Source organism: Ruminococcus sp. BSD2780120874_150323_B10 (genome assembly GCF_015553695.1).
GTDB lineage: Bacteria > Bacillota > Clostridia > Oscillospirales > Acutalibacteraceae > Ruminococcoides > Ruminococcoides intestinale_A.
Window position 1 is genome coordinate 71,965 of the sequence record NZ_JADNHD010000013.1, and the last position, 8,744, is coordinate 80,708.

Sequence of the window (8,744 nt, forward strand, 5' to 3'; positions counted from 1 at the left end):
AATGACACCTTATGCCACCGTTTGCTATCATTATACCCCATCAGCTGATAAAAATCAAGATAAATATAGCACAAAATGAAATAAAATTTACAAACCTAAGTAATATTTTTCAGATTTGAAATTATTTTTACCTTATTTTAATTTATAATTCTCAAGCGAAATTATAATACAAAAAAGAGCCGCAAAACCTCCATAAAATCTGGGGTTTTTGCGACTCTTAAGAGCTTTGTTGTAACCTTTATAAGCAAAAAGGTTACAAATTCAAAACATTTGTTCCAAGTATTTTAACCTGATAATATATAGTTTTTTATAATTGTGTCACTATGTGACACCGTTTTACTTTGCAAATTGGCTTTCGTAAAGTTTCTTATAGAAACCGCCCTTTGCAAGCAATTCTTCGTGAGTGCCCTGCTCAATGATATTACCGTCACGCATAACAAGAATAACATCGCTTTCCTTAATCGTAGAAAGTCTGTGTGCAACAACAAAGCTTGTTCTGCCCTGCATAATCTTTGCAAAGGCTTTTTGAACACGAATTTCCGTAAGTGTATCAATAGACGAAGTAGCCTCGTCGAGAATAAGCATTGTCGGATTGGAAAGCATTGCTCTTGCTATACAGAGCAGCTGCTTTTGTCCCTGCGAAAGGTTACCGCCGCCCTCTGAAATCATAGTGTCATAACCATCAGGCATTCTTCTTATAAAGCTGTGCGCATATGCCGCCTTTGCAGCCTCAATAACTTCTTCGTCTGTAGCGTTCGGATTGCCGTACTTAAGATTTTCCATAATAGTGCCGCAGAACAACCAGCTGTCCTGCAAAACCATTCCGTACAGCTTTCTTAGCTCGTCACGCTCCATATCTTTTATATCTACACCGTCAACCGATATTTTACCGCTGTCGGTATCGTAGAATCTCATAAGAAGATTTATAAATGTTGTTTTGCCGCAGCCTGTAGGTCCTACAATTGCAATGTGACTTCCGCTCTTTACATCAAGAGAAAAGTTTGTAATAAGAGGCTTGTCTTTTACATAAGAGAAGTTGACATTCTCAATTTTAACATTACCTTTGCAATTTTCAACTTTAATTGAATCAGGCTTATCTTTCGGTTCGTCTTCGGCGTCAAGCACATCAAATACTCTTCCCGCCGCCGCAATAGCTGTCTGCAACTGCGTAAGCACGCCCGTTACTTCGTTGAACGGCTTTGTATATTGGTTTGCATAGGTTAAAAAACACGAAAGCTGTCCGACCGAAAGTGTGCCTGCAATTGCTGTAATTGCACCGAATATACCGACAGCCGCATACACCGTTGCATTTACAAATCGTGTGCTCGGGTTAGCAAGAGCACCTGCAAACTGTGCTTTAAAGCCTACCGTGTAAAGTTCTTGGTTGTATTTTTCAAAATTTTCAAAAGCTCTGTCTTCATATGAAAAAGCCTTTACAATTCGCTGATTGCCCACATATTCCTCAACATATGAGGAAATATCGCCCTGCAACTGCTGTTGTCTTGCAAAACGGTTATGTGTCATTTTACCTATAAAAGCAGCCACAAATAACGAAAGCGGAGTAAGGATAATTACCGCAAGAGCAATTCTCCAGTCAATTATAAACATAAATACCATTGTTCCGAGAATTGTAACAATACCCGAGAACAACTGCAAAAACATCTGTGAAAGGCCGTCGCCTACGGCATCAACATCATTGATTACTCGGCTGATAAGGTCACCGTGCGAGTGTGTGTCAATGTACGATAGCGGCACATCGTTAAATTTACAGAAAACATCTCTTCTTAAATCTCTTACTGTTTTGTATGAAATTACATTTGTAAAATAAGTCATAGTCCACTGAAAAATCGCAACACCGGCAACACCGACGGCTATATAAATAATTATTTGAAGTACATTTTCAAAATTAACATTGCCTTTATCTATAATATTATCAATGGCATTACCTGTAAGTACAGGAATATAAAGAGTAAGCGAAACGCTTATAATCGCACTTAAAATAGCAAGTGCAAGCAATCCTTTGTATGGTTTTATATATTTTAAAACTCTTCTTACTACTGATTTTTTCAAACTTCCACCTCCGATTTGCTAAGCTGTGAAAGGCAGATTTCCTTGTAGGTTTCGCAGTTTTTAAGCAATTCTTTGTGAGTGCCCTTACCTACGAGCATACCGTCATCAAGCACAAGTATCAAATCAGAATTCATAATTGTTGAACAACGCTGTGTTACAATTATAACCGTCATCTCATGAGTGTACTGACTAAGCGCTTTTCTGAGTGCCGCATCTGTTGCAAAGTCAAGTGCAGAAAAGCTGTCATCAAGAATAAGTACCTTTGGCTGTGCCGCAATTGCTCTTGCAATGCAGAGTCGCTGTCTTTGACCGCCGCTGAAGTTTTTACCGCCCTGCTCAACATGGCTGTCAAGTCCCATAGGCAGCTTTGAAACAAACTCATAAGCCTGTGCGTTTTTAAGCGCAGTAATAATATCTTCATCCGAAAGGTCAGGATTTTCCCATTTCATATTGTCACGGATAGTTCCTTTAAAAAGTATTGACTGCTGCGGAACTATGCCAATCTGTTTTCTTAACTGTTTGAAAGAATAATCTTTAACATTTCTGCCGTCAACCTCCACGCTTCCCTGTGTTACATCATAAAAACGAGGAATAAGGTTGATAAGCGTACTCTTACCCGAGCCTGTACCGCCGATTATACCTACAGTTGAGCCACGCTTGATTTCAAAGCTGATTTTACTAAGCTCATCATCACCGCCGCCATAACTGAAAGAAACATTGTCAAAAGCAATCTTCGGTGTGTTTTCGTCTGTATTTACAGAAATAATCTCTTTTGTGGTTTCTTTTACGCTTGGCTCCGTTTCAAGGACTTCGTTGATTCTTGCTGCCGACGCACTGCCCTTTGTCATTAAAAGCACAAGGTTTGCAACAACTATCATCGCAAGCAAAATCTGCGTCATATAGCTTACAAGCGCAATAATATCACCCGTCTGCATATTACCGGCATCTACATTAATACCGCCGAACCAGATAATTGCAATAATCGCTACATCCGTTACAACATAAGTTGCGGGATTAAGCAGAGCGGAAAGTCTGCTAATACGAATTGAAGTAGCTGCAAGATCCTCCGTAGAATTATCAATTCTCTCTTTTTCGCTTTTCTGCTTTGAAAAAGCTCTGATAACACGGTTACCTGAAAGGTTTTCTCTTGAAACAAGTCCGATTTTATCAAGTTTTTTCTGTATAAGGCTGAAAATCGGAATACTCTTTGTCATTACAAAATAAAGTATAAGACCGATAATAACGGCGGCAATTATAAAAATAATTGACATTCTCACGCTGATTGTCATTGCCATAATAATTGAGCCGATAACAATAAACGGTGCTCTTGTGAGCAATCGTATAGTCATTGCAACCATCTGTTGTGACTGGTTTACATCATTTGTAATTCTTGTAATGAGTGACGGTGTACCGAGTTTGTCAAGTTCTGCGTGAGAAAGTGAGTTGATGTGAGAAAACAACGCTCTTCTCACCTTTGTACCAAAACCTTGTGAGGCTTTTGAAGCAAAATACTGACACACAAGCGCACTAAGCAATCCCGTTGCCGCAAGCGCAACCATTACAAGACCCATACGCAGTACATAGCCTTTGTCGCCGTTGGTGACACCGTTGTCAATTATATCCGCCATTACAAGCGGAACAATAAGCTCAAGTATTGCCTCAAAAAGCTTACATAAAGGGCCGATAATACATTCTTTTTTGTAGTCCTTCAAAAATCTTCTGAGTTTAATCATATTTTCCTCTCAATTTGCCTTTCTTAAATTTAACCTTTTAACAGTATAACATTATTATTTTACATCAAAAAAATTCATATATCAATATTCGCAATTGAAAATATCACTTTTCAAAAATTCATCAATACATTGTGCATCACTTTATTGAGTTTATCGGGTATTTATGTGATAATATTGTAAAAAATAATTATGTTTTCAACAAAGGAGGTACTTACAACGGAAATGTTATTTAAAAACGGTAAAATGAAAAATATAAGCAAATCACAGGTGCTTACATTAAAAGACGAAGTTGCTTATCAGGACGGAATGGTAGTGAGCAAAACCCTTGTACAAAACGATGCAGTAAGCGTAACTCTTTTTTCTTTTGATAAAGGCGAGGAAATCAGCACTCACGAATCGGGTGGCGACGCATTTGTAACCTGCCTTGACGGTGTCGGAAAAATTACTGTTGACGGCATTGAGTATATATTAAAAGAAGGTGAATCAATCGTTATGCCTGCAAAACACCCTCACGCAGTTTTCGGTGAAGAACGCTTTAAAATGCTACTTGTGGTTGTTTTTTGATTTTAGGTTTTTGGATAAAATTATGTTTAGCGGAAAGCGGCGGTTAATTTTACAATTGTAATTGACCGGCAAAGTATTCTGCAAACCACTAAATTTATCAGGCTTCAGCAATTCTTTTTAACAAAATATTTAAAACAAAAAACAGCAGTTGTACCGACAAAATTCGATACAACTGCTATTTGCTTTTTAAAACGGATTTTTTTATTTCAGTTTTAAGACGCTCAAGCGGAGTGTCTTTTTTATCTATAATCTCTTGTGCTGAAAGAACCTTTGGAGCAAGGTTTGATGCGCCGGGTTGTGAATGCATTTGCATAGTTATATTCTCATGCTGGATAAGCGCAAAAAGCTGACTTAACGACACACAGTCATCAATGGCTTTGATAAGCTCTTTTTTAGGCTTTTTGGCATAACCTGTAACCTTTGCAGCATTCATAATCCCTACTCCTTTCCTTAATGTGAGCCATATTGTTGCATTATACTGTTCTATTATACTTAATTTTCACAATATTTTCAATATAAATTTTGACTTATTTTATTTACAGAAATTTATTTTTGTGTTATCCTGTCATTAATAAATACAAAATAGGAGTTAATATGATGAAAAAAATTAAATACATACTTATTTCGGCACTCCTCGTAAGCACAGTTGCACTGTCAGGCTGCGGCGGCAAGAGCGAAAGCACTGCCGAACAAAGTTCCTACACCCCCACTCCTACAGATACAACAGTAAAAACCACAGGAGAAAAAATTTTAATAAACGATTCCACTCTCGGAGAAATCTGGATAACAGAACTTGCCAATGTTCCAAAAAATACCCTCGATAAAAATAATTTTTCTGCCGACGCTAACTTTAAGTATTACAATGTAAACGGTAAAGCGGCATCAACAGAGGGTGTTGATGTTTCCGATTACAACGGAACTATCGACTGGAAAAAAGTTAAGAATTCGGGCATTGACTTTGCTATGATAAGAATCGGCGGCAGAGGCTACGGCACAGAGGGAACTCTGTATCAAGATGAAAATGCAATAAAAAATATTACAGAGGCAAAAGACAACGGCATCAAAGTCGGCGTTTACTTCTTCTCCCAAGCAATTAATACCGATGAGGCTATTGAGGAGGCAAACTATGTAAAAGACATTCTCGGCGACATCAAACTTGATTATCCCGTTGCTTATGACTGGGAAATTGTAAAAGATGATGATGCAAGAACCGACAATGTTTCTGCTTACGAGGCAACCGAATGTGCAAGAGCATTCTGCCAGACCGTAGAATCAAACGGCTATACCGCATCTATTTACTCTCCGAGCCGTGAACTTTATTTTAAATATGACCTTTCAAGATTAAAGGATTATGACATTTGGTACTGCGAATACAGCGACACGCCTGAATTTTACTATCAATTTTCGATGTGGCAATATACAACCGCAGGTACGGTTGACGGTATTGACGGCGAAGTTGACCTTAACATTTGCTTTACCGGTATTGCAGACTACGCTTAAAACTATTAAATAAGAAAGAGGTTTTTTTATAATGGAAAGAATTGCAAGCTTTCAGGTAAATCACGATACACTTGAACCGGGTGTTTATGTATCGAGAATTGACGGTGACATTACAACATACGATATGAGATTTATTAAGCCGAATACTCCGCCGTTTCTGCCTAACCCTGTTATGCACACTATTGAACATCTTTTTGCAACATATTCACGCAACAGCAAATATGCGGATAAGGTAATTTATTTTGGTCCTATGGGCTGCAGAACGGGATTTTATTTTCTTGTAAGAGATATGTCGCAGGAAGATGCCCTTGAGCTTATTAAAGATACTGTTTTTAAATGTAAGAATCACACAGGCGAAATTCCCGGAAATACTGCCGCAGAGTGCGGAAATTACAAGGAACACGACTTTAACGGTGCTATTGAGGCATTAAATAAATATTACAATAAGTTAAAGGATTTAACAGTTGATAACTTAAAGTATAATTAATTTTGAGAATTATTGTATCTGTTGCATAATATACGCTGTTAGATTTGTGCTAATTACTGGATAAGATTACGGTTTTTAATTCTTCTATTGCAATTTTGTTACTATTTGTTATAATAATAGTGTTAAGTTTGTTACAAGAATGTAACAGTTAATGAGATAGGAGAAATTATTTTGAGTACAAAGTTCATTGGCAAGGACGGCTACCAAGAAATCGAGAGTCTTCCTTTTACAAGGCGCAAACCTCAAGAGCTTAATACCGCTCAGAAAACTGTTCGCTTTATAAAGAGAGCAGCTGCGCTTGCAGCAAAAAAGTTTAAAATAAAATCAACAAGAAAAGTAACCGTAAAAAGAAATGTTACAAAACCTGTTGCAAAAAGGCAAAACAAACCTGTCGTACAGCCAAAGCCTGTTATGCAGACAAGCTCCAAACGAGCTGAAATCTGTTATTTTGACAGACGATACAGTGTTGCAAGACAGGGTATAAACTTTAATGATACAGATAATCCAACATTAAAGCTTGTTACCGCAACACGCTATAAAAATGACAGAAAATACGCTCACGCCGCACCTGTTTCAAAAGCAAGTGTGCATAAGGCAATCAAGGAGAAAGCTATGCTTGCATCTGTTGCCTGCCTTACTGCCGCTATGATAGGTTTTGCATCGGGCGCAAGTGCACTTTCCGTACTGCCGACAGAAAAGAAAGCGACTGTACAAAGTGCCAAGTCTTCGGGATACTCTTATGTTGACTATACTTCAAATGAATTTTCAAGCATAGCTACAGCAGATGAGGCAACCGATACTGCGGAAAAAGCTGTTACAAATGCAGTTTTGAGCAACAATATCGGTGCTCAACTTTCTGCACTTTATATTAACGGCAAAAAAATCGGTGTTACAGGAGAAACATCTGCTCTCGGCAATGCGTTAAATAAAATTTTATCTGACGCTAAAGAGGGTTATGACGAAAATACTACCGCTGATTTTGCAAATACAGTAAAAATTATCAACGGTAAATTCCCGAATGAAACCGTACTTACAGCAGATGAAGTTCTTGAGCTTGCTAAAGATTATCTTTATGTGGCTGTTACTACTGATGTTACCGATACAATCAGCCTTAATTACGATACTCAATACGAGTATGACGATTCAAAGAGCAACACCTACAGCGAAACCAAGCAAGAAGGTGAAAACGGCGAGGCTGAAGTAACCTACAAGGTAACATATATAAACGGAGAACAGACAAATTCTGTTGAAACAGCAAGAAATGTTACAAAAGAGCCTAAGAACGAGATAATTGTTCAGGGCACAAGCGAAGCTCCGTCATACGAGGCAACAGGTTCGTTTATGTGGCCTCTTCCCTACACCCACAACATTGTAAGCTATTACGGCTATCGTTGGGGCAGACTTCATTCAGGCATAGATATTTCAGATGACGGAATCGGCGGTCAGGACATTGTAGCGGCTGACGGCGGCACAGTAACATGGGCAGGATATGATGATTCAGGCTATGGCAACTATGTTATAATCGACCACGGAAACGGATACTATTCATTGTACGGTCACTGCAGTTCACTTGCAGTGAGTCAGGGTGACAAGGTATATAAAGGACAGACTGTAGCCTATGTAGGCTCTACAGGCGACTCCACTGGCGAACATTTACACTTTGAAATCAGAAGAAGTGAAACAGACCGCCTTGACCCTATGGAATTTCTTTAAAAATTGAGGCAATATCACATTAATTGTGGTATTGCCTTTTTAGTTAATTTTTTATTAAAACAGTTCTTTCAAAAGTCGGGGTAAATTATGGTTTAGCGGAATACTTCACAAGGCAATTATAAAAGTTTGGTCGACCTTTTCAAAGGTCGTGGGTGTGGGCAAAGCCCACAAATACTTTCCGTTTATGCTATTTAACGATAGCCAAACAGCTTGCTGTTTGGCGGCTTGAACAAACAGGCGAAAGCCTTTGCGAGAGCAACAAAAGGAAATAAACATCATTTTCATAGTCAACGCAATGCGTTGACTATGTTTTTAGCATTTCTGTTTATAATGGCTGTCGCCTGTTTTAACATACTTAGTTTTAGCACGCAAACTGCGTGGCTGTTTGCGCCTGATAAATTGTTGTATCGGAAGATTTTTATGGGCGCTGCCCAAACCCGCAATTTTTGAAAAAATTGAGTAAACTTTTTTTGCTTTCGGGAGGATAATTTAGCGTTAGCTAAATTTCAATGCCCGACCGACACTCCGCTAAACCATAATTTACCAACATTTTAACAAAAATCGTTTTTAAAGCAAAAGGCAAAAAAGCACCGACTTTTCTGTGGTGACCCCCAAAAGTTAGATTTGAAAGCGTAGTGGCTTTTAGCTGCTACGCTTTTGTTATGCAACTAAGGCAT

The 8,744-nt window shown here is 38.4% G+C and carries 7 protein-coding genes; 4 read left to right on the forward strand and 3 right to left on the reverse strand.

From position 1 onward, the window contains the following. Window positions 1-336: 336 nt before the first annotated feature. Window positions 337-2,070 (reverse strand): ABC transporter ATP-binding protein, encoded by a 1,734-nt coding sequence (locus tag I2E21_RS09310; protein ID WP_195411148.1) that lies wholly within the window; start codon window positions 2,068-2,070, stop codon window positions 337-339. Continuing rightward, window positions 2,067-3,803, reverse strand: coding sequence for an ABC transporter ATP-binding protein (locus I2E21_RS09315; RefSeq protein ID WP_186935826.1), 1,737 nt, complete (start codon window positions 3,801-3,803; stop codon window positions 2,067-2,069). The genes I2E21_RS09310 and I2E21_RS09315 overlap by 4 nt, the downstream gene beginning before the upstream one ends. Before the next feature lie 222 nt (window positions 3,804-4,025). On the opposite strand from I2E21_RS09315, the gene I2E21_RS09320 reads away from it, so the two are divergent. After that, window positions 4,026-4,367: a cupin domain-containing protein gene (locus tag I2E21_RS09320; RefSeq protein WP_195411149.1), complete on the forward strand. Its 342-nt coding sequence runs from the start codon at window positions 4,026-4,028 to the stop codon at window positions 4,365-4,367. Between the two features lie 175 nt (window positions 4,368-4,542). Here I2E21_RS09320 and I2E21_RS09325 read toward each other — a convergent pair whose 3' ends face one another. Continuing rightward, window positions 4,543-4,800, reverse strand: coding sequence for a hypothetical protein (locus I2E21_RS09325; RefSeq protein WP_022234972.1), 258 nt, complete (start codon window positions 4,798-4,800; stop codon window positions 4,543-4,545). Window positions 4,801-4,964: 164 nt separating this feature from the next. On the opposite strand from I2E21_RS09325, the gene I2E21_RS09330 reads away from it, so the two are divergent. From I2E21_RS09330 to I2E21_RS09340, 3 genes are all read left to right on the forward strand, one after another. Continuing rightward, complete coding sequence (locus I2E21_RS09330; protein WP_195411150.1) at window positions 4,965-5,867, forward strand: glycoside hydrolase family 25 protein; 903 nt, start codon at window positions 4,965-4,967, stop codon at window positions 5,865-5,867. A gap of 31 nt (window positions 5,868-5,898) precedes the next feature. Beyond that, on the forward strand, window positions 5,899-6,354 hold the full coding sequence (locus tag I2E21_RS09335; RefSeq protein ID WP_195411151.1) for an S-ribosylhomocysteine lyase: 456 nt from the start codon (window positions 5,899-5,901) through the stop codon (window positions 6,352-6,354). A gap of 171 nt (window positions 6,355-6,525) precedes the next feature. Then, window positions 6,526-8,067, forward strand: a complete 1,542-nt coding sequence (locus I2E21_RS09340; RefSeq protein ID WP_195411152.1) for a M23 family metallopeptidase — start codon at window positions 6,526-6,528, stop codon at window positions 8,065-8,067. Window positions 8,068-8,744: the final 677 nt, after the last annotated feature.

What these genes read in the sequence shown, in the direction of transcription:
- I2E21_RS09325 (WP_022234972.1), bottom strand. Translation starts at nt 4,800, where the DNA reads ATGAATGCTGCAAAGGTTACAGGTTATGCCAAAAAGCCTAAAAAAGAG.
- I2E21_RS09330 (WP_195411150.1), top strand. Translation starts at nt 4,965, where the DNA reads ATGAAAAAAATTAAATACATACTTATTTCGGCACTCCTCGTAAGCACA.
- I2E21_RS09315 (WP_186935826.1), bottom strand. Translation starts at nt 3,803, where the DNA reads ATGATTAAACTCAGAAGATTTTTGAAGGACTACAAAAAAGAATGTATT.
- I2E21_RS09320 (WP_195411149.1), top strand. Translation starts at nt 4,026, where the DNA reads ATGTTATTTAAAAACGGTAAAATGAAAAATATAAGCAAATCACAGGTG.
- I2E21_RS09335 (WP_195411151.1), top strand. Translation starts at nt 5,899, where the DNA reads ATGGAAAGAATTGCAAGCTTTCAGGTAAATCACGATACACTTGAACCG.